The sequence below is a fragment of the Fimbriimonadaceae bacterium genome, assembly GCA_023957775.1.
GTDB lineage: Bacteria > Armatimonadota > Fimbriimonadia > Fimbriimonadales > Fimbriimonadaceae > JAMLGR01.
In genome coordinates this window covers 103307-124105 of the sequence record JAMLGR010000004.1, presented here as the reverse complement: position 1 = coordinate 124105, position 20799 = coordinate 103307, and the positions used below count along the sequence as shown (strand labels likewise).

At 65.9% G+C, this 20799-nt stretch carries 21 protein-coding genes; 4 read left to right on the top strand and 17 right to left on the bottom strand.

Annotated features, from left to right (window positions below):
* The first annotated feature begins 61 nt into the window (after positions 1-61).
* The gene (locus tag M9921_04880; GenBank protein MCO5296172.1) at positions 62-721 is read left to right on the top strand and encodes a DedA family protein; all 660 of its coding nucleotides are present in this window, start codon (positions 62-64) and stop codon (positions 719-721) included.
* 5 nt (positions 722-726) lie between these two features.
* On the opposite strand, the gene M9921_04875 is transcribed toward M9921_04880, so the two are convergent.
* Positions 727-1119 carry a GxxExxY protein gene (locus M9921_04875; protein MCO5296171.1) on the bottom strand — a complete coding sequence of 131 codons (393 nt, stop codon included), beginning with the start codon at positions 1117-1119 and terminating at the stop codon, positions 727-729.
* Between the two features lie 118 nt (positions 1120-1237).
* On the opposite strand from M9921_04875, the gene M9921_04870 reads away from it, so the two are divergent.
* Positions 1238-2017 carry a Ku protein gene (locus tag M9921_04870; GenBank protein MCO5296170.1) on the top strand — a complete coding sequence of 260 codons (780 nt, stop codon included), beginning with the start codon at positions 1238-1240 and terminating at the stop codon, positions 2015-2017.
* 102 nt (positions 2018-2119) lie between these two features.
* Positions 2120-4849 carry a non-homologous end-joining DNA ligase gene (gene ligD, locus M9921_04865; GenBank protein MCO5296169.1) on the top strand — a complete coding sequence of 910 codons (2730 nt, stop codon included), beginning with the start codon at positions 2120-2122 and terminating at the stop codon, positions 4847-4849.
* A 58-nt stretch (positions 4850-4907) separates the two neighbouring features.
* Here the strand turns inward: ligD and M9921_04860 are convergent, their stop codons facing one another.
* The 13 genes from M9921_04860 to M9921_04800 form a co-directional block, all read right to left on the bottom strand.
* Positions 4908-6161, bottom strand: a complete 1254-nt coding sequence (locus tag M9921_04860) for a Glu/Leu/Phe/Val dehydrogenase (GenBank protein ID MCO5296168.1) — start codon at positions 6159-6161, stop codon at positions 4908-4910.
* Between the two features lie 17 nt (positions 6162-6178).
* Positions 6179-6658: a hypothetical protein gene (locus M9921_04855; GenBank protein ID MCO5296167.1), complete on the bottom strand. Its 480-nt coding sequence runs from the start codon at positions 6656-6658 to the stop codon at positions 6179-6181.
* Entirely contained in the window at positions 6655-7443 is a 789-nt protein-coding gene (locus tag M9921_04850; protein MCO5296166.1) for a rod shape-determining protein MreC, read from the bottom strand. Before M9921_04850 ends, M9921_04855 begins: the two co-directional genes overlap by 4 nt.
* Before the next feature lie 14 nt (positions 7444-7457).
* Positions 7458-8525, bottom strand: a complete 1068-nt coding sequence (locus M9921_04845; GenBank protein MCO5296165.1) for a rod shape-determining protein — start codon at positions 8523-8525, stop codon at positions 7458-7460.
* Complete coding sequence (locus M9921_04840; GenBank protein MCO5296164.1) at positions 8515-8781, bottom strand: DUF370 domain-containing protein; 267 nt, start codon at positions 8779-8781, stop codon at positions 8515-8517. The genes M9921_04845 and M9921_04840 overlap by 11 nt, the downstream gene beginning before the upstream one ends.
* Positions 8782-8900: 119 nt before the next feature.
* Positions 8901-9203: a hypothetical protein gene (locus M9921_04835; GenBank protein ID MCO5296163.1), complete on the bottom strand. Its 303-nt coding sequence runs from the start codon at positions 9201-9203 to the stop codon at positions 8901-8903.
* Positions 9204-9405: 202 nt separating this feature from the next.
* The gene (gene purH, locus M9921_04830) at positions 9406-10938 is read right to left on the bottom strand and encodes a bifunctional phosphoribosylaminoimidazolecarboxamide formyltransferase/IMP cyclohydrolase (GenBank protein ID MCO5296162.1); all 1533 of its coding nucleotides are present in this window, start codon (positions 10936-10938) and stop codon (positions 9406-9408) included.
* Between the two features lies 1 nt (position 10939).
* Positions 10940-12529, bottom strand: coding sequence for a hypothetical protein (locus M9921_04825; GenBank protein ID MCO5296161.1), 1590 nt, complete (start codon positions 12527-12529; stop codon positions 10940-10942).
* A 90-nt stretch (positions 12530-12619) separates the two neighbouring features.
* On the bottom strand, positions 12620-13849 hold the full coding sequence (locus M9921_04820) for a hypothetical protein (protein MCO5296160.1): 1230 nt from the start codon (positions 13847-13849) through the stop codon (positions 12620-12622).
* A gap of 49 nt (positions 13850-13898) precedes the next feature.
* Positions 13899-15101, bottom strand: coding sequence for a M48 family metalloprotease (locus M9921_04815; GenBank protein ID MCO5296159.1), 1203 nt, complete (start codon positions 15099-15101; stop codon positions 13899-13901).
* Positions 15088-15489, bottom strand: a complete 402-nt coding sequence (locus M9921_04810; GenBank protein MCO5296158.1) for a cupin domain-containing protein — start codon at positions 15487-15489, stop codon at positions 15088-15090. Before M9921_04810 ends, M9921_04815 begins: the two co-directional genes overlap by 14 nt.
* Positions 15486-16442 carry an alcohol dehydrogenase catalytic domain-containing protein gene (locus M9921_04805; GenBank protein MCO5296157.1) on the bottom strand — a complete coding sequence of 319 codons (957 nt, stop codon included), beginning with the start codon at positions 16440-16442 and terminating at the stop codon, positions 15486-15488. The genes M9921_04810 and M9921_04805 overlap by 4 nt, the downstream gene beginning before the upstream one ends.
* Positions 16439-17449, bottom strand: coding sequence for an alcohol dehydrogenase catalytic domain-containing protein (locus M9921_04800; GenBank protein ID MCO5296156.1), 1011 nt, complete (start codon positions 17447-17449; stop codon positions 16439-16441). Before M9921_04800 ends, M9921_04805 begins: the two co-directional genes overlap by 4 nt.
* A gap of 21 nt (positions 17450-17470) precedes the next feature.
* On the opposite strand from M9921_04800, the gene M9921_04795 reads away from it, so the two are divergent.
* Positions 17471-17911, top strand: a complete 441-nt coding sequence (locus M9921_04795) for an SRPBCC family protein (GenBank protein MCO5296155.1) — start codon at positions 17471-17473, stop codon at positions 17909-17911.
* A gap of 58 nt (positions 17912-17969) precedes the next feature.
* Here the strand turns inward: M9921_04795 and M9921_04790 are convergent, their stop codons facing one another.
* The 3 genes from M9921_04790 to M9921_04780 form a co-directional block, all read right to left on the bottom strand.
* A complete protein-coding gene (locus M9921_04790) occupies positions 17970-20039 on the bottom strand; it encodes a glycosyltransferase (protein ID MCO5296154.1) in 2070 nt (689 codons plus the stop codon).
* Positions 20040-20055: 16 nt separating this feature from the next.
* A complete protein-coding gene (locus tag M9921_04785) occupies positions 20056-20331 on the bottom strand; it encodes a MerR family transcriptional regulator (protein ID MCO5296153.1) in 276 nt (91 codons plus the stop codon).
* Positions 20332-20419: 88 nt separating this feature from the next.
* Positions 20420-20785: a hypothetical protein gene (locus M9921_04780; protein ID MCO5296152.1), complete on the bottom strand. Its 366-nt coding sequence runs from the start codon at positions 20783-20785 to the stop codon at positions 20420-20422.
* Positions 20786-20799 lie beyond the last annotated feature (14 nt).

The window sequence follows — 20799 nt, the reverse complement described above, 5'->3', positions numbered from 1 at the left end:
GTCTTCATTATGGGTGAGTTGGCAGCGTGGGGCGGGTGCCAGATACACTGCGTCTTCCTTCATGGAGATCTTCTCGCAGCTCGGCGATTTCATCCTGCACTTCGACAAGCACCTCCAGGAGGTGATTCGGGACTACGGGGCGTGGACCTACGGGATCCTGGCGTTCATCGTGTTCGCCGAGACCGGGTTCGTGGTCACCCCGTTCCTGCCGGGCGATTCGCTCCTGTTCGCCGCCGGCCTCTTCGCGCACCGCGCCGAGCTGAACGTGTGGATCCTGTTCTTCCTGCTCACCGCCGCCGCGATCCTGGGCAACTCCACGAACTACGCGATCGGCCGCTACGCGGGCCACAAGCTGTTCCGCAACGAGAAGGCGAAGTTCCTCAACCCGGCCAACCTCGCGAAGACCCACGCGTTCTTCGAGAAGCACGGCCCGCTGGCGATCGTCGTCGCCCGCTTCGTCCCGTTCGCGCGCACCTTCGCACCGTGCGTCGCCGGGATGGGCGCGATGCCGCCCGCGAAGTTCCAGTTCTACAACGTGGTGGGTGCGGTGCTCTGGGTAGGCGGCTTCGTGTTCGCAGGGTTCCTGTTCGCGGAAATCCCCGTCGTGCGCGACAGCTTCTCGATGGTCGTGCTGGGGATCATCGGGATCACGCTGCTTCCGTTTGTGTTCGAATTGGTGAGGCATGGGTGGCGGGCGAGAGTTTCACGCAAAGAACGCTAAGAACGCTAAGGGGCGTTCTCGACGAGTTTGTTGGCTATTCTTCGGAATCCGTTTCGGAGTTGGGTCTCTCCGAAGTTGATCAGCAGCCCGAGGCGCATGTCTGCAAGTCTCAGGTAGGTGAGAACCACCTTGAAAGCCACGTGAGGGACCTCTTCAACCGACTTGATCTCCACGATCACCTTCTCCTCGATCACGAGATCGGTCCGAAATCCCAGGCCGAGCGGCAGACCATCGTAGACTGCTGCGATCGCCTGCTGGCGCTTCACCGACAATCCCTCCCTGCCAAGCTCGTAGGCCAGCGCCGACTCGTAGACGCTCTCCAACAACCCCGGGCCCAATGCACGATGCACCCCGAGCGCCGCACCGAACACGACGCGGGAAATCTCGTTCTCAGTCATCCGTCTCCCTTGCGCTCTTTGCGTCCTTTGCGTGACCCAGAGCGCCTCTGCGTGAGATAGATCCCATACCAGTATTATACTACCCTCCGCGCCTCGCATGGCTCATAATGTCAGGACCATGGCGCGCTCGATTTGGAACGGGGTTATCAGCTTTGGGATGGTCAGCATCCCGGTTCGGCTCACCACGGCGGTGACCAGCAAGGACGTGTCCTTCCACCAGTTGCACGAGAAGTGCGGGTCGCGGCTGAAGCAGCAGCGCTACTGCCCGGTCTGCGAGCGGACCGTCGAGTTCAACGAGGTCGACCGGGGGTACGAGTACGCCAAGGGCCAGCACGTGGTGCTCGAGCCCGAGGACTTCGAAAAGCTGCCCTTGCCTTCGAAGCACACCATCGAGGTCTCGTCCATCGCGGAAACGGCGGAGATCGACCCGATCTACTACGACTCCACGTACTACCTCGAGCCCGAGGACACGGGGCGCAAACCCTACGCCTTGCTCCTGAAGGCGCTCAAGGAGAAGAACGTGGTCGCCGTCGCGAAGATCGCGATCCGGCACAAGGAGAGCCTGTGCGTGCTCCGACCGGGCAAGGACAACACCATCGTGCTCGAGACCCTCTTCTACCCCGACGAGATTCGAAAGCCGGAAGAGACGAACCTCGATCTCTCCACGGTGGGCGAGAAGGAGATGGCGATGGCCGACAGCCTCATCGATCTCCTCCAGGAGCCCTTCAACCCCTCCGAGTACCAGGACAAGTACCGCGAGGCCCTGCTCGAGATGATCGAGAACAAGATGCAGGGTGGAGCCGTCGTGGAACAGCCCGATGTCGCGGAGACCGGCGTCATCGATCTGATGGACGCCCTCCGCGCCAGCGTCGAGGCCGCGAAGAAGAAGAAGGCCTAGGAGGCGTGGGTCGTTTGTCGTGGATCGCTTGTCGTTCGGACCGGGGGGCGCATCATGCCTAAGTCCAAGAAGGGACACACGACAAGCGACGAACGAAAACCGATGGACGAAGAGCGCGGAGCGCTCGAACGGTACGCGGCCAAGCGCAGCGCTTCGGTCACCCCGGAGCCGGGTCCCGGCGAGGCTGCCCCTGCGCACGGGCCCCTGCTGTTCGTCGTCCAAAAACACGCGGCGCGCAATCTGCACTACGACGTCCGGATCGAACTCGACGGCGTGCTGATCTCGTGGGCGGTGCCGAAGGGGCCGAGCGCGCTCCTTGGCGAAAAGCGGCTGGCGATGAAGGTCGAAGACCACCCGCTCGAGTACCGCCACTTCGAGGGGCAGATCCCCAAGGGTCAGTACGGCGGCGGAGAGATGATCGTCTGGGATGCGGGGACCTACCTTCCCGACGACGACGGCACTCCGGTCCAGCTCGACCGCGACGAGGCGCTGCGCCGGGTGCGCAAGGGCTTGGAAGCCGGCAAGCTCTCGCTCTGGTTCAGAGGCGAGCGGCTCAAGGGCTCGTACGCGTTCGTGAAGATCAAGACCGGCGACAACCAATGGCTCCTGCTGAAACACCGGGACCCCTATGCCCAGGAAGCTGAGGACACCCTGCTCGCACCGGAAACGTCCGTGCTCTCCGGCAGGACCCTCGAGGACGTGCGCGGGGGTCGGAAGGCCGCGGAGGAACCCCCCGTCCATCCCGCCTCCCAGGTTCAAGACGCCCGCCGCGCGCCGCTCCCCGAGGCCTTCAAGCCCATGCTCGCCAGCTCGTGCGACCAGCCCTTCGACGACGACCGGTGGACGTTCGAACTCAAGCTGGACGGGATCCGGATCGTTGCGATCCTCGACCGGGGGAGGGTCAAGCTGCTCTCGCGAGGCGAGAAGGACGTCACCCGCAAGTTCCCGGCGGTCGTCGCGCAGCTCGCGGCGCTCGATGTGCGCCAAGCCGTGCTCGACGGAGAGGTGATCGCCCTGGACGAGCGCAAGAAGGTCAACTTCCAGACGCTGATGAAGCGGTTCCTCCTCGATCGCGACCTCGACATCCGGAACGCCTCGCGCAAAGTGCCCGCCTCGTACTGCGTGTTCGACGTGCTCCACCTGGACGGGTGGGACCTTACCCGCACGCCTCTCTCGGCCCGCAAGGAGCTCCTCGAGACGATCGCCCTGCCCGGCGCCCACCTCCAGCGCGTGGACCACTACCCCGGAGAAGGCAAGGTCTTGTTCGAAGCCGCACGGCAGATGGAGCTGGAGGGGGTCGTCGCCAAACGCCTCGACAGCCGGTACGCGCCCGGCGCGCGCTCCGACCAGTGGCTCAAGTGCAAGACCTTCTTGAGCGACGATTTCTTCATCGGCGGCTTCACTCAAGGCGAAGGCGCGCGAAAGGAGACCTTCGGATCCCTGTGCGTCGGCCAATTTCAAGAAGGCAAGCTCGTCTCGTTCGGAAACGTGGGGAGCGGGTTCGACGATACGATGCTTGCGACGTTTCGCAAGCAGCTCGACGAGATTTCGCAAACCCAGTGCCCGTTCGATCCTCCTCCCCCGGCGCCGCCAGGCACGACGTGGGTCGCGCCCGTGCTCGCGTGCGAGGTGAAGTACGCGAACCTCACGGACGAAGGGAACCTGCGCGCGCCGGTCTTCTTGCGCATGCGGCCCGATCTCGCGCCTCCCGGGCCCGACCCGGCCGAAGCCGCCCCGGTCACCCCGCCCACGGATCCAGCCGAGGCGCTCGCGATCGAAGCGAACCTGGATGCCGTCCTCGACCAGATCGACGGGGCCACGAAGGGGTTCGAACTCCAGGTGCAAGGGGCGATCGTGGCGGTCACCAACCCGGACAAGCCCCTTTGGCCGGGACTCGGGGACGAAGCCCCCGTCACCAAGCGCGACTACCTGCGCTACCTCGCCCAGGTCTCACCCTATCTCCTGCCGAACATGCGCGACCGGCCGATCACCCTCACGCGCTACCCGCACGGCATCGAGGGCGAACACTTCTACCAGAAGCACTACGAGCACGACCTCCCGCCCTTCGTGGAGACGTTCCGCATCTTCTCGGGCCACAACCAGAAGGCCACCGAGTACATGGTGTGCAACAACCTGCCCACGCTCCTGTGGCTGGGCCAGATCGCGGACCTCGAGCTGCACACGTGGTACTCGCGAATCTCGCCGGAGCCGGACGCCCGCGACAAGGGGCTCGACTTCTGGTCGAGCGAGGAGGCACTGGAGGCGTCCGTGCTCAACTACCCGGACTTCATGGTGATCGACCTCGATCCCTACATCTACTCAGGGAACGAGAAGAAGGGCGCCGAGCCCGAACTCGACCGCGCCGCCTTCGCCAAGACGGTGGAGATCGCCCTTGCCCTGCGTCCGATCCTCGAGGCCCTGGGGCTCAAGGGCTTTCCCAAGCTGTCCGGCAAGACCGGCATCCACATCTTCGTGCCGATCGTGCGGAACCTGGAGTACGACGCGGTGCGCGCGTTCGCCGCCACGCTCGGCCACCACCTCCTGCGCCAGCGACCCAAGGACGTGACCATGGAGTGGTCGGTCCCGAAACGCACCGGGAAGATCTTCTACGACCACAACCAGAACGTCCGGGGAAAGACCCTGGCCAGCATCTACTCGCCCCGCCCAGCACCCGGCGCGCCGGTCTCGGTGCCCGTGGAGTGGGACGAGTTGGAGAACGTGTATCCCACCGACTTCACCGTTCGCACGGTGATGGCGCGACTGGAGGTCAAGGGCGACCTGTGGAAGGGCATCTTGGAAGAGAAGGTGGACGTCGCGAAACTGCTGGGATGAGGCCTTGTCGAAGGTCAACACTCAACACTCGGGCGGGCCCCTCGCCCGCCCGCCCTACCTACGGATAGATGCCGCGGGTCGTGGTCGCCTCGGCCACGCGCTTCACACCGATTATGTAGGCGGCCGTGCGCATGTCGGTCTTGTGCGAGACCATGGTGCGCTCGACGGCTGCGCACGAGTGGCGCATGATGCGTGTGAGCTTGTTGTTGACCTCGTTCTCTTCCCAGAAGAAGTTCTGCAGGTCCTGCACCCACTCGAAGTAGCTGACGATCACACCGCCTGCGTTGGCGAGGACATCGGGGACGATGCGCACCCCCTTGTCCGAGAGGATGTGGTCCGCCTCGGGGGTGCACGGCCCGTTCGCCCCTTCCACGATCAGCTTCGCCTTGATCTTGCCGGCGTTCTCCGCGTGGATCTGCGCGGCGATGGCCGCGGGGATCAACACGTCGCAATCCAGCTCCAACAGATCCTCGTTCGAGATCGGCTCGGCGTCCCTGTACTCGGCGATCCCGCCTTCGCGTCCGGAGTACCGATCGGCAAGCTCCCTCACGGGCAGCCCGTTCGTGTTGACGATGCCGCCGCGGGCATCGCTGACCGCGATCACCGTCGCGCCCGCCTCTTCGGCGAGAATCGCTGCGACCGACCCCACGTTGCCGAAGCCCTGCACGACGACCCGCGCCCCCTCGAGCGAGAAGCCCATCGAGTTCGCCGACTCTTGGGCGGAGACGATCACCCCGCGGCCCGTAGCCTCGACGCGCCCCTCGGAACCGCCCAGTTCGATCGGCTTGCCGGTCACGACGCCGGGGACCGTGAAGCCCTTCTGCATCGAGTACGTGTCCATGATCCAGGCCATCACCTGGGCATTCGTGCCGATGTCGGGAGCGGGAATGTCGCCCAACTCGCCGAGGATCGGGGTGATCTCCGTGGTGAAGCGACGGGTGAGCTTCTCGAGCTCGCGCTTGGAAAGCTGCTTGGTGTCGACCTTGACCGACCCCTTGGCTCCGCCGTAAGGGATGTTCGCCACGGCGCACTTCCACGTCATCCACATCGCGAGCGCGGTGGTCTCGTCGAGATCCACGTCGATGTGGTAGCGGATGCCGCCCTTTGTGGGCCCCCGCGTCGCGTTGTGCTGCACGCGGTAGCCCTGGAACACCTGCACTTGCCCGTTGTCGAGCACGACCGGGAAGTTGACGACCAATTGCCGCTTCGGTTGGGCGAGGACGGCGTGAAGCCCCTCGTCGAGATCGAGATACCGGGCGGCGATCGCGAGTTGTTCGCGCGCCATCTCCAGCACGTTGATGTGTTTGCTCATGCTTCGTACCGTGCGGCTTAGCGCTCGATCGGCCCGAGGACTCTCGATACCAGCGCGTAGAGCGGGATGGCCAGCACACCGTTCAGCACCGCAGAGCCTATTGTAGCCCCAAGGAAGGGCCCAATTCGTGCAGGTGGAGCGAGGAACATCAACACCAACTGTGCGATCAGCGTGATCGCAAAGGCGCTGGCCGCCGCGGTGGCAAGCCCCTCCTCGAATCCGAACGCACGGGCCCACGCGCCGCAGAAGCCCGCAAGGGATCGGCTGATCACGTAATGGGCCATGTTCGCGCCCGGAAGAGCCCCGGCCACCACCCCCGTCAGGAAGCCGAGCACCAAGCCGCCGCGCCGCGACGAGAAGTGGGTGAACACCGCGAGGACGATCAACAGGAAGTCCGGACGCAGACCGCACAGCGCGTAGCGGAGCGTCAGCGGCTGGAGCGCGGCAGCGACGTAGAGGCACATACCCGCCACCACCCATCGGCGTCCCCCGCTCATCGCAGCACGAACACCTCGCGCACATTGCCGATCTGCGCGAACGGGTACACCTGCGCGCGCCGCGTCCCGAACTCGCGATCATCCTCGAGACGCACCACCCTCCCAATGGGGATGTTGCGCGGGATGTTCTCAGAGAAGCCCGAGGTCATCACCAGGTCGCCCGTTTCCACCGGCTGCTTCGAGTCGAGCAGCTCGAAGATCAGAACGTCCGAGGACTCTCCGTGGAGCAGGCCGGCCGGCGCCGGATCGCGGTTGGTCACCGCTCCGACGCGAAGCGTGGGGCTGCTGAGCAGCGACACGTGGCTCACGTGCTCCTCGACCACCTGCACGACGCCCAACAACCCGTCTGCCGTGACCACGGGAAGCCCCGACCACACCCCCTGCTTCTTGCCGACGTCGATGACGATGCGGTTCTCGTAGGGGAAGTACATCGTTACGTTCGCGGCGATCTTCTTCCTGCCCGCAACCGGCTCCAACCCGATCTCGCGCCGCAACGCGTCGATGTCCTGGGTCAGCGCCTTGACCCTCTCGTCGTACTGCTCCATCGCGCGCACCCTCGCCTCCAGGGCGCGGTTCCGAGAGACCAGATCGTTGGCCGAGACGATGCCCGTGACGAAGTCGGCTACGCCGTCCAGCGCCCCTTCCAGCGTTTTCGAGGCTGGATGGACGGCCGACATCACCGTCTGACTCACCCCGTCCAGCCTTCCGGCCTGACGCGCCGTCGTCTGCATCCGGCCCAACGCGATCCCCAGCCCGCAAAGGGCCACCAAGAGCAGCCAATCCAACGCGGGGTGGGTGTTTACGTCCTTGATGACTTCTCCAGCATTCGTCGGATCTCGGGGTTCTCGTGCATCGCCTCCACGACTTTGCCCGTCCCGATCACGACGCAGCTCAGAGGGTCGTTGGCGATGTGCACGGTCAACCCCGTTTCCTGGGAGATCAGGTGGTCGATCCCGCGCAGGAGAGCCCCTCCGCCCGCCAAGAAGATGCCGCTGTTCATCGCGTCGGCGGCTAGTTCGGGAGGGGTGGCCTCCAACGTGAGTTTGACCGCCTCCACGATCGCGTTGAGCGGTTCTGCGATCGCCATGCGCACCTCTTCGCTCGTGATCACGGCGCTTCGGGGGAGACCCGTCACGAGGTCCCGACCCTTGACCTGGATGTTCAGCTCCTGCTCCAACGGAAAGGCGCTCCCGATCTCGATCTTCGTCTGCTCGGCGGTCCGATCGCCCACGTACAGGTTGTAGGCGCGTCGGATGTACGCGCTGATCGCGTCGTCGATCTCGTCGCCCGCGATGCGGATCGAGCGCGAGTGCACGATGCCCGCCAGCGAGATCACGGCCACCTCGGTCGTGCCGCCGCCGATGTCCACGATCATCGACCCGATCGGATCCTCGATCGGCATTCCCGCCCCGATGGCGGCGGCCATCGGCTCTTCGATCACGAAGGCCTGCGTGGCTCCGGCGCGGCGCGTCGCCTGGATGACCGCGCGGCGCTCGACCTCGGTCACGCCGCTCGGAATGCCCACGACGACGCTTTGGCGAAGCAGGAACCGCTTCGACACCTTCCCGATGAAGTACTTGAGCATCTTCTCGGTCTGGTCGTAGTCTGCGATCACCCCGTCCTTGAGCGGCCGGATCGCCACGATGTTCGCCGGAGTCCGGCCCAACATCCGTTTGGCCTCCTCTCCGACCGCATACACCTCGCCGGTGTCTTTGTTGATCGCGATCACGCTCGGCTCGCGGAGCACCACGCCTCGGCCGGCGACGTGGACGAGGGTGTTCGCCGTCCCCAGATCGATCCCGATGTCGCGCCCGAACTTCGAGAGGAACTGCTTGAGGAACTGCGGCGTCGCGTTTTCACTCCTCATCGGAGGGGAGCTCCTCGGCCGACAGGCGCTTGGCGAGCGTCTCTTGGGAGATGGCGGAAAGCACCACGGCTTCCCCCGTCGTGAAGATCACACATTTGGTGCGGCGCCCCTGGGTGGCGTCGATGAGCCGCTCGGATTTGCGGATCGATTGGATCAGCCGCCGCATCGGGGCCGACTCGCTGCTCACCAGCGCCACGACCTTGTCGGTCAGCACGTAGTTGTAGAACCCCACGTTGAGCACAGTTGGAGGCGGCATGAGTGTGTAAAGCCCGCGGGCACGAGCTCTCAGTTTGAACCATCGGAGGGGTCTTACGCAACGAACCTCCGGCCCGCGTGTTGCACTCGGACCGGAGGTTCGTTCGAAAAGGGAGGATTCTAGGTGCCCGCCGCGCCCATGGGACCCTTCTTGCGCACGCCGCCGGAAGGACCCGCACCGCCGGCCAGACCGCCCATCCCGCCGCTGGCGACGCCGCCGCCGGGGATGTTGCTGTCCGATGCCGCAGGCAACGAATTGGCAAACTGAACCGAACCCTCGGGCATCTGCGCCGGGGTCACCACCACTGTCTCCGGAGGCCCAGGTTTGATGGGCTTGCGCGCGGTCGCATAACTCACGCCGACACCGATGAGCATCAACACGACCGCGGAGATGGCGATGATCAAATCGTTTTGATTCTTCACTGGAATCCTCCGTTGAACTTTGACGATACCTGATCGTCCGTTGGTTCTCCGATTTTCATACGCCCCGAAGAAGCCCCAGAGTTACACGGGCCGAACGAACGCGCGAAATGCGCCACGCCCCTGCCACCTGGGACCGATGCGGTTCCACTTGCCGACACACGCCCGTCCAGCGGGCGTGGCACCTCGCCACCACGGCCGAGCCCTAATGCCGGAAGTGGCGCACGCCCGTCATCACCAGGGCGATCCCGTGGCGGTCCGCGGCCTCGATCACCGCCTCGTCCTTCTTGCTGCCCCCGGGCTGCACGATCGCGGCGATGCCCGCGGCCGCGGCCGTCTCCACGCTGTCCGGAAACGGGAAGAACGCGTCGCTGGCGAGCGCGGCCCCCCGCGCACCGGCCCCGGCTTGCTCGAGCGCCAGGCGGACCGACTGGACGCGGTTCATCTGCCCCGCCCCCACGCCCAGCAACCGTCCCTCGACGCCCACGACGATCGCGTTGGACTTCACGTGCGGAATCACGGCCCAAAGGAACTTGAGCGCGGCCATCTCGCTCTCGGTCGGCGACCGCCGGCTTGCGATGGTCCACGGCAGGCCGGGATCCTCGTCCGTGTCCTGGAGCAGCACCCCGCCGCGCAACGCGCGAACACCCAGGCCCGGGGCCCGCGGAGGCAGGGGGGTGGCCAACAGGCGCACGTCCTGCCCCCAGCCCGATCGCTCCCGGAAGACGGAGAGCGCCTCCTCGTCGAACGCCGTGGCCAGCACGACCTCGAGGAAGTTCCCTTTTTCCGCCATCACGGCGGCGGTTGCGCCATCGACCGCACCGTGGAACGCCGCGATGCCTCCGAACGCCGAGATCGGGTCGCTGGCCCGCGCCATGCGGTAGCTCTCTCCCAAGGACGCGCCCGCGGCGGCGCCGCACGGGTTCCCGTGCTTGATGATCGCGCACGCGCCTTCGGGAAGGTCGGCGACCAGCTCCCACGCCGCGTCCGCGTCGAGCAGATTGTTGTAGCTGAGCTCCTTGCCCCAAAGCTGCTCGGCTCGCGCCACGCCGGGCTGGCCGAGCGGGTCCGTATAGAGCGCGGCGTGCTGGTGGGGGTTCTCCCCATAACGCAGCGCCAGCGTGCGGCGCCATCCGAGGGTCAGCGTTTCCGGGTACCGGGGAGCCTCTGCCCGATCGCTCAGGTACCGGGCGATCATCGAATCGTAGTAAGCGGTGTGGCGAAACGCCTTCGCAGCGAGCGCGAGCCGCTGCGATTCCACGGCGCCGCTGCGAACGCCCGCCAAAACCCCCTCGTAATCCCCAGGGTCCACGACCACGGTCACGTTCGCATGGTTCTTGGCCGCCGCGCGAATCATGGCGGGTCCTCCGATGTCGATCGACTCGATCGCATCGTCCAACGTGTGCTCGCCCGAGACCGTCTTCTCGAACGCATAGAGGTTCACCGCGACGACGTCGATGGGCGCGATCCCGGCCTCCACCATCGCGGTCCGGTGATCCGCGTTTCGAACGTCTCCCAGCAGGCCTCCATGGATGGCTGGGTGAAGCGTCTTGATGCGCCCGTCGAGCATCTCCGGAAATCCCGTGACGTGGGCGACGTCGGTCACGGCGAGCCCCGCCTCGCGAAGCGCCCTCGCTGTCCCGCCGGTCGAGACCAGCTCGTAGCCGGCATCGACGAGGCCCCGGGCGAACGCGACGACTCCGCTCTTGTCGGTGACGGAAAGCAGCGCGCGCGGCATCCTAGAGGCGACCGCCTGTCGTGGACCCCGTGCCGCCCGTCCCGCCCGTCGTGGAGACCGAACCCGTGTCCGGCGGAGGCGGCTCGAGCATCTTCACCGTGATCGACCGTGTCGTTGTGAGCCCCTGCGCGTCGTAGCCCGTCAGCGTGAAGGTCGTCTCCTTGTCGATCAAGTAGTCGCGCCTCCCCTCCGACGCCTCGACGACCATCTTTTGGGTCCCGTCGCTCAGCTCCGCGCGCACGGCGTTGGAGAACTGCCACGTGACGGTCACCCTGCCCACCGCGGGATCGACGACCTTGGGGTCGACGTCGAACACGACGAACTTCGCCTGCGAAGCCTCGACCACGTTGAGCTTGAGCGATTTGCGCGCTGTCTTGCCGTTTGCATTCTCGGCGACGAGCGTGTACTCGCGCTCGCCCGGAAGCGTCGCGATGAGTTCGCGAGAGCCCACTTTGAGGTTGAGCTCCTCGCCCGTGGGAGCGAGGTACGCCTTCACCACGGACGGACTCACCTTGTACTCGATCACGAACGGCTCGCCGAGATTGACGGTGCTCGCCGACGTCTTGAACGTGAGGATCTCCGGATCGGGGACCACGGCCGGCTCGCCCACCTGCAGTTCGGCGCTCACCGGCGCCGATTGGCGGTTGTCGCGCAGGGCCACCGCTTCGACGAGCACCGTGCCGGGGGCGGTCGGCGTGTAGACGGTCTGGCCCGCCAAACTGCCGTGGTCGATCAAAGCGGTGCCCGCCACCGAGATCCTCACGTACTTCGCGTTGGACGCGCTCCAGCGGATCGTGACCGGCTCTCCCGTCAGCACGCTGGGACGATCCAGGGTGAGGGAGTCCACCGAAGGGGCCTTCGGCAAGAGCAGCACCCACAGGGCGATGAGCGTCGCGACGAAGACGAAGAAGATCGCCCCAAGCGGGGACAGGAGGGGGCGTTGTTCCAGTTGGGCCTGGGCCGAACACATCACCGAGGAGCTTTCGATGCTCCTCGCGACGATCGTGAATCCGAAAAGCCTGCTGCTGGCCAACACGCGGTTCGACGTGGAGGAGAGGACCACGGAGACCGTCCGCTGCTGGCCGGGAGCGAGGGTGACCTGCTCCTGCTCGAACTCGAACGCACACGCGTCGTCGACGTCGTTGCCCACGAGTTGGAGCGTGTGCTCGGTGTTGCCGAGGTTCATGAGCGCGGCCTGGAACTCCGTCTGCTTCCTGAACGGCGTGATCGAGCCCCTCTTGGGCGACAACTCCATGCTCAGGTGGTGATACGGCTTGATCTGCAGCACGCCCTGCACGGTGCGCGACTCGCCGCTGGAGAGCGAACGCACCTTCACGACGAACGGATAGTCGCCGGAAAGGCTCTCGCTGACGCGCGGGGGCTTGAAGAAGACCTTCTCGGATTGCTCCTCAAGCGATCCGACTCCAAAGGCGGGGACGGGAACGGCCGTCCACTCCGGGTCCAGCCCCTCGATCTCGATCTCGTAACGGTCGGCCTCTTCGGAACGGTTCGCCACTTCGATCGAGAGCGGCACCGTTGCCCCAGCCTCGACGCTCAGGACATCCGAAGACAACCGCAGGGTGAAGCTCATGGCTCCCGCCATATTAGCAGATGGTCCGGCCTGTTCCCCGAAGGTCCCATGCAAAGACCGCAAAGGACGCCATGGGGGCCACGGGGCGCCTCAGGGGCGCCGAAGGGACAACCCCGAGCGTGCCAACCGCCGCAGGGCGCGCTCCGAGGCCGCTTCGACGCGGGTCCCCGTGTCGGGCCCGTTGAAGGAGAGCGTCGCCTCGTACCCGCCCCGGCGGTAGTCGTCCGGCTCGAGGATGTACCCGATCCAGCCATCGACGTGGCTGACCACCAGGACCGGGTCGAAACCGAACCGACGCCCCGCGTCGCGAATGGAGCGTCCCACCGCCCCCGTGGGCTCGCCGGGAATGCCGACGATCGCCAATTTGCCTATTCGAAACGCCCGGACCTCCGCTTCTTTCGGGGCGAACTGCTTCACCACGAGCTGAGCGATCGCGTCGGGAACGCCGTACGCTTTGGCGAAGTCGGGGTGAGGCGCCGGCGCGTCCAGCGCGATGGGCTCCGACGTCCAGACCAGGGGATCCTCCCCCTGGGCGACGACCCGAGGGACCGGCTCCCCGCCTTGGAAACGCGACAGGAAATCCGCCATGCGCTGTGGCGCGTCCGGGCCGTCGGCCCGCGGCGAGACGTCGCCGATCGCTCCGGGAAAGAACGCGAACGCCCCGAGCCGACGCAGAAGGGGGGTCGGAAAGTCGGGATGGGTCTGCAGGTTGTCCGCGCCGTAAACCACCGCGTGGGCCGCATAGTGGGCGAACCAGCGCGGCATCCCCTTCCCACCGGTGCCGCCGACCAGCGTCAGCATCGAGTCGGACCACCCCCCGGCCCGCCGCGGCCGGTTCGCCTCGACGTGCCGTTCCCAAACGTCCACGGCGGCGGCGGGCGTGCCCGATGACGCCAAGGCTTGGCGAACGCCCGACGCGATCCGCTCCGCGTACCAATCAAGCCACCGCCGCTTGTAGTTGGCGATGCCGGGAATCTTGAACGTCATCCGGTCGTTCAGCATCTGGCTGTCCGGCGCACTGTGCGTGTGCGTCGCGACCAGAAACAGCTTCACGTCGCCCGGGATCTTCCCGCGCACTTCGCGCGCCAAGCTTTCGGGGATCGTGAGCATGTCGGCCGAAACCATGGCCACGCGCATCGCTCCCTGTTTCCACACGATCACGCGCGCGGCGAGGGGTTCTCCACCGGGCTCGAGCAGTTTGTCCGCCCGCTCGGTGTAGCCGCCCAACGGAAGCGGCTCCGGCGGCGTGAGATCCGCGACGGCGGTCGAAACCGTCAGCAGGGGACCACCCAGGGCCACGGCCGCCACGATCGCTAGCATGGCCCAAGTATGCAGCCACGGACCAAGGACCAAGAACGAAGGACCAACCCTACCGTCCGTCCCAGATCCGGAACGAGATCATATAGAGCGCGCGTTTGATCCTCTGCTCGGTGTCGTCCACCAGTTGGGAGACGCTCATCTTCGCCAGCGCGGCGTCTTCGGCGGTGACGCGGAAGAGGAACTTGCCCTGGCCCTCGATCATTCCGTCGGACATCGTCCGCACTTCGAAAAGCTCGGGCACGTTGTCGAAGAACGCGTTCAAGCTCGCCGACGCGGCATCGGCCCGCTGCAAGGCGCTGTCCCCGCCGAACGTGAACAAGGGCTTGCCGCCGAACTGCACGTCCACGCCGCCTCCGCCGCCCTCGGAGGGCACGACCTTGGTGCTGAACGTCGTGGTGACCTGGCTGCGGCGGATGGGAATGTGGTTGTCGCGCAGCCACCCCATGAGCGCCTCCGCGCGCTCTCGGCTGGGCGGGTGCGTTCGGAAGATGCCCCAGTCCACCAACCGCGCCGGCTGGCTTCGCTCGTCCCGGGCGAGGCGTTCGATGAACGTGAGCAGGCCGACAGGATTGTATTGCGAGTGCATGATGTACTGGAAGCCGCCGTAGTCCGCCGCCTGCTCGGCCTTCACGCTCCAGCCGCTGCCCACCGCCAACCCGATCAACTGGTTCAGCACCAGCGCGTCGGAGCCCGAGCTGCCGCCGCCGAGAATCGCCACGAGAAGGAGAGGCAAAGAGACCGTTTGGAGCCTTTGGGACTCCTTCTCCAAAGTGGCGAGATGCCGCATCGACGCGTGGGAGACTTCGTGGGCCATGACCCCCGCCAGCTCGTCGTCGCTCTCGATGTACTTCATGAACCCTTCGTAGACGTAGATGAACCCGCCGGGGAGCGAGAACGCGTTGACATCGTCGCCTTCGAGGACCCTGAATTCGTAATTGAACGTGTTGAGCCGGTCGTCGCCCCACAGCGTCTCCACGCGAAGGACCTTTGCGATCGCCGCAATCTGGCCACCCACGCGCTGGACCCGCTCGATGTACTCCCTGTTCTTGCTGAGCTTGTACTCCTTCTCGACCTCGACCTTGGCCTTCTCTCCGATCTGTATGTCGCGCTGGAGGTCCGCCTGGTGCTGCTGCTCCTGCTTGGAGAGCGGCGGCGCAGGCGGGTCCAGGGCCTTCTCCTGGGCGCCGCAGACCAGCGGGAGGGACGTGAACAGAAGCAGACCGACGGCCGCCAACCAGTTAGCGGGGCGCATGGACCACCTCGCTGGCATCGAGAAGCTCGGGCCGATCGCGCACACGGTCGACCGTGCACACGATGCCGAAAGGCTCGTCCCCCGCGTTCTCGAACCGATGCGGCGTCCGGGAAGGCACGTGCACCACGTCGAAGGGTGCCACCTCGTGCCACGTCGCATCCAGGAGAACGCGCCCGCGCCCCCGCACGACCAACACTGCATGCTCGTGGTCGTGCCGTTCGAAGGAGGTCATCCCACCGACTCCAAGTTCGAAGTAGCGCATCTCGAATCCCATCCGATCGGAAGAAGCCAAGCAGCGGCGCGTGACCGACACCCATGTACCGGGCTCGTCCTTGTACTGGTCGACGGCGACGCCGTCCCAGTCCCACCGCTCGAACTTTCTGATCAAGTAAACACCACCATGGGTTTGAGGATTTCTCCGCGCTTCATCGCTCCATACGCGCCGGGGAGTTCGTTTATTCCGATGAAGTGACTCACCACCTGTTCTGCTCGGACGACTCCTTGGCGCAGAGCCCTTGCGGCACTGATCGAATCTTCGGGTCCGCACGAGTAGCTGCTCACTAGTTCGACGTCCTGGAAGTACAGGCGGTTCAGCGGAACCCGGGCCTCCTCGCCGGGCGGCATCGGCGCAAAGAGGACGATCCGAGCACCCGGGCGGGCGATCGCCGCCGCGAATCGGAGCGCGTCCTCGCTTCCCGGACACACGACCACCACGTCCGCCGGTTCGGGATGCTCGGCGGGGCGCGCGTCCAGGCCGATTCCGCCGGCCCAGGCCACCCGGGCGGGGTTCACGTCGTAACCCACCGCGCCAGGCGCCCAGTGGGCATGCATCAGCCCCATGACGCCGAGCCCCACGACCGCGACCTGGTCGCCCTCTCTCACGCGGGCGCGACGAAGGGACTTGGCCACGCATGCGAGGGGCTCGATCAGCGCCGCATCGATCGCCCGCAGATCGTCGACGACGAGAGTGTCGTTCAGGTTGGACGCAGCCACGGCGAACCGGTCGGCCATGCCGCCCGGGTCGAGACGCGTGGCCTTCCACTGCGGGCAGTGCACCGGGTGTCCAGCCCGGCACACGTCGCACACCCCGCACGGGGCGTGGTGGTGCGGAAACACGCGGGATCCGACCGGGAACCGCGCGTCGTCGCTCTCTTGCACGATCCCCGCAACCTCGTGTCCCAACACGTGGGGGGCCTTGGCGTCCATGTACCACTCCATCAACTCCCCGGAGCAGAGGCCGCACGCCTCCGTGTGAACCAGCAAGCCGCCCGCCGGAACCGTCGGGTCGTCCCACGGAGCGATGCGCAGGCCCGTTCCCTTCTCGTAGAGGGCCACGTTCACGGCCGCAGCACCACCTTGATGTCCCGGCCGGCGCGCAGGCCCTCGAACACTTCGGGGCCGTCGTCGAGGGGCCGCTCGGAGGTGAGCACCAGGCCGAAGGCGTCTTGCGCCTCGAAGAGCCACTCCCGGGCGCGACGGACCGACGCGGTCCCAAAGTGGAACGGCGAGACCAGGGCGATCTGATCGTAGTGCAGCCGGGCCGTGTCGAACGAGGCGCGCGTGCCGGAAGGACATCCGCCGAACAGTACGACCAGGCCGCCCCGGCGCGCATGGGCGGGGGCCCGCTCCCACACATCCACGCTCCCCGTGCACTCGATCACCACGTCGAAACAGTCCGCTTCCAACGCCTGGAGGGACGACGTCCGGGCTCCCAACTGTTGCGCGACGGCGAGGCGGCTCGGATTGCGGCCCGCAACGGTGACTTCGTGCGTCCGCAGCACCGCCGCAAACATCAGGCCGATCGCGCCCGCTCCGATCACCAGGACGCGTTGGCGGCCCTCGCCGGCAACACCGAGGTGGTTCACGCCCTCGGCAACGCACGAGAGGGGCTCCAAGAGGCTGGCCCGCTCGAAGGAAAGGTCTTCGGGCTTCAAGAACACGTTGAGGCGGGCGATGCGCTCGGGAATCAACAGGTATTCGGCGAAACTGCCCAACACCTTGGTGGCCATGATGCTCTCGCACAGATTCTCTTGGCCGCGTCGACACCAGGAACACGCCTGGCAGGGGGCCGAGTGGACCCCCATCACGGCATCGCCCTCCCGGAAGCGCGCGCCACTGCCCGCGACAGCCACCACGCCGCTGTACTCGTGCCCGAAAACGCCGGGCATGGGAATCTGGGGATGGCCGCGCACGAAGGCCTTCAGATCGGTCCCGCACGTCGTGGCCGCGCGCACGCGGATCAGCAGCTCGCCGGGCCCGGGAACGGGAATGGGAATCTCGCGCAGAGCGATGCAACCCGGGCGCTCGAGGATGAGAGCCCGCATCGTGCCAGAGGGTGATTCGCTCATGCCGGGGGTAAAACGTGGCCCATGCCCACCGTTGAAACGACCGTGTGGATCCAGGCGCCGCTGGCGAAAGTGTACGCGATCGCCAAGGACAACCGTGCCTTCCCCGAGTTCATGAAGGACGTGAAGTCCCTGGAAATCGTGGAAGAGGAAGGTTCGCGCATCGTGAGCGACTGGGTCGGACTGATTCCGCAGTTCATGCTCAAGGTCCGCTGGCGGCAGGAGGACGTGTGGGACGACGGCGCCCACCGGTGCGTCTTCCGCCAGCTTTCAGGGGACTACGACAAGATGGAGGGCTACTGGCAGTTCGCCGAAGAGAACGGCGGCACGCGATTCGACAGCGTGGTCGAGTACGAGTACAACGTCCCCACGGTCGGCGCGCTGATCAAGAAGGTGATCCACGGCATCGTCACCAAGAACCTGGAGAACCTGCAAGCCGCGATCAAGGCAAGAGCGGAGGGTTAGGCCTGGTTCTTGGTCCTTGGTCCTTGGTCCTTCGACAAACGATCAACGATCCACGACCCTAAGCGGCTTGCTCCTTCATTCCTTCTTCGACCAGGGCGAGGTTCGCTTGCGCGCCGGCGTGCTTGGCGTTGATGTTCAGCGCTTGCCGGTAGGCGGTTTGGGCGCCTTGGCCCAATCCCATCTGGGCGAGGCTGTTGCCGAGCACGAACCATCCGTCGGCGTTGAGCGGTGCGTGCCGCAGGCCTGACTCGTACAGGTGGGCGGCGTCGGCGAAGTGGCCGAGCTGGTAGAGGAGGTCGCCGCAGTTGAAGTAGGCGTTCGCGTTCGTGGGATCGCGTTTGAGCGCTTCGGTGAAGCAGTTCAGCCCCTTCTCATGGTCCCCGCACGTGGCGAGGGCGCGTCCCCAGTTCACGAGCATGTCGGCGCTGAGCTCGGCCCGCTCGTTGTACGCTTCGTAGGCCCGCACGACCGCCGGCATGTCCCCGGCGGCTTCCGCGCACTGGACCCAGTGCACCCAGAAGCCGTGGTCCATCGGGCGTCCGCGCCACGCCTCTTCGAAGAGTTGGCACGCGACGTCGAGCTGGCCGAGCCGTTGGTACACGCGCGCCGCACCCTTCTTGTTGGCGGGCCCCATGAAGGGATCGCCGAAGCCGGCCTCGAACACCTTGAGCGCTTCGATGGGTTGCCCCATCGCGTCGAGGGTGGCGGCTTTGGAGTAGAGCGCAACCGTGTTCGCGGGGTCGTGGGCAAGGGCGAAGTCGAAGAGCTCGACCGCTTCGGTGAAGCGTCCGAGTTGGGCGATGATCTGGCCCTTCAACAACTGGCGCTTGTGCGTCTTGATGCCGTAGTCGCCCGTAAGCTCGAGCGGCCACTCCATGGCCAGACATCGGTCGATCGCAGCGAGCGCATCCTCGTCGCGGTTCATCCGCTGGAGGGCGTGTGCTCGTTCGAACTGGGACAGCACGCTGGCGAAGCCGCGCTCGTCGCACTCGTCGCAAGCCGCCAGGGCCTCGTCGTAGCGCCCCAGTTCGATCAGGCTCGCGGCGAGGATCTGGTAAACCTGGCTCCCATAGCCGCTCTCTCGCTCGAGGTGCCGGACCGCGGCCCCGGCCGCCGCGGCCGCCGACGCGTAGTCCCGGGCGACGATCTGGGCGTTGGCGAGGTTGAAGAGCTGGAACGGGTCGTCGGGCCGCTCCTCCAGCTCCTTCTCGATCAGGGACACCGTCCGCTGGATCTTGTCCTTGGACGCCATGTCCGACGGGCGGTAGCCGTAGTGCCGGATCTTGACGCTCTCGAGCGTCGCGTTGGGGAGTCCCAGCGCCTTCAGCGACGGAGTGATCTGCTCGTGCACCCGGCCTTCGAACCGAACCGAGTCGCACCGTTTGAACAGCCGAACCGGGACGTGGACGTACTGGTTCGCGTCCCCGCTCTCGTCGAGGAGGTTGTGAATCTGTACGTAGAAGCCGCCGAACTGCGGCCGCATCAGCGCTTCGCGAACGCCGTTCTCGCTGGATGCGTCCAGCTCCTCGTCGGCATCGATCCAAAGGGCCCAGTCGCCCGTGGCGAGGCGCAGCGATTCGTTGCGCGCCGCGGAGAAGTCGTCGACCCAGTCGAAGTGCCCGATCGTCGCCCCGAACCGCTCGGCGATGGCGACCGTTCCGTCGGTGGACCCCGTGTCCACCACGACGATCTCGTCGGCGATCCGACGCACGCTCGCAAGGCAGCGCTCGAGGTGGGCTTCCTCGTTGCGGACGATCAAGCACGCCGAGAGCCGGATTCCCACGTTGCCGGGCTCGAGTCCCGCAAGGGCTCGGACCGACTCCATAGCTTTCTTGCCAAGAGGATCGTCGATGCCCAGCTTCTTGGCCATCAGGGCGCGGCAGTGAAAGTGATCGGTCAACGATTGGGCGAGTTCGGAAAACCGTTCGGCACCCGAAGCCCGATGAAGGAGGTCGACGGCTTCGATCTCGCGCTGAGTAAACGTGTAGAGGATGCCGAGTTCGGCGCTCGCGTCGGGGTTCGAGGGCTCCTCGGACAGCAGCTTGACGATCAGGCGCTCTGCCTCGTCGTGACGGTACTGCTCGGCCAGCGAGCGCGCCCGCTGGAGAACCTGCTGTGCGTTTGCCATGAACTCTCCCGCCGCTTCAGGCGGCCTGCGCCTCGAGCACGCGCTTGAGGTGTCGTCTTGCGCCTGCGATGCTGAACATCTCGTCCCGGAGAAGGCGCTTGATGATGAAAACGGTTTGGATGTCCTCGGGCCGATAGCGGCGCTGTCCGCCTTCGGTGCGATTGGGAATCAGGTAGTCCGAGAACTCGCGCTCCCAGTAGCGGAGGGTGTGCACCTCCACCGCGGTGATGCGCGCAGCAACGCTGATGCTGACCGCGTTGTCCGGCCTGTGGGTCTTTCGATCGCTCGCCATACTGGTTTCCGAGCATCGACCTGGGTCGACGTCAACCCAGTTATCGGCGAGAACCCGGTGAAAATGCAGGGGTCGGCACGGTGGGCGGTCAGACCCAGGTGGACGCCCGGCGAAAGATCTTCTCGCTGATGGGCTTGCGCAGGTGCGCAAAGACGAAGTTCGGCCAGCCCGCCATGAAGTCCAGCTCGTAATCGTCCGGAGGTGCGATGAGCACCAACGGGACGTCCTTCGCCGCAGGGTGGTCCATCTTGGCGTGGCCGAACGCCTCGTACCCGGCGATCTTGTGCGGCTCGTCCAACGTCGCAACCAGATCGACGAACAGCAGATCCGCTCCGTCGCACCCTTCCAGCGCTTCGCGCCAGGACGCGAACGCCAACGTTTCATCGTCCGGCTGAAAGCCTTTCTTCGCCGTGGCGACCATCTCGAAATCGCATGTAATGAGCACGAACTTCATAGTGGAGACAACCG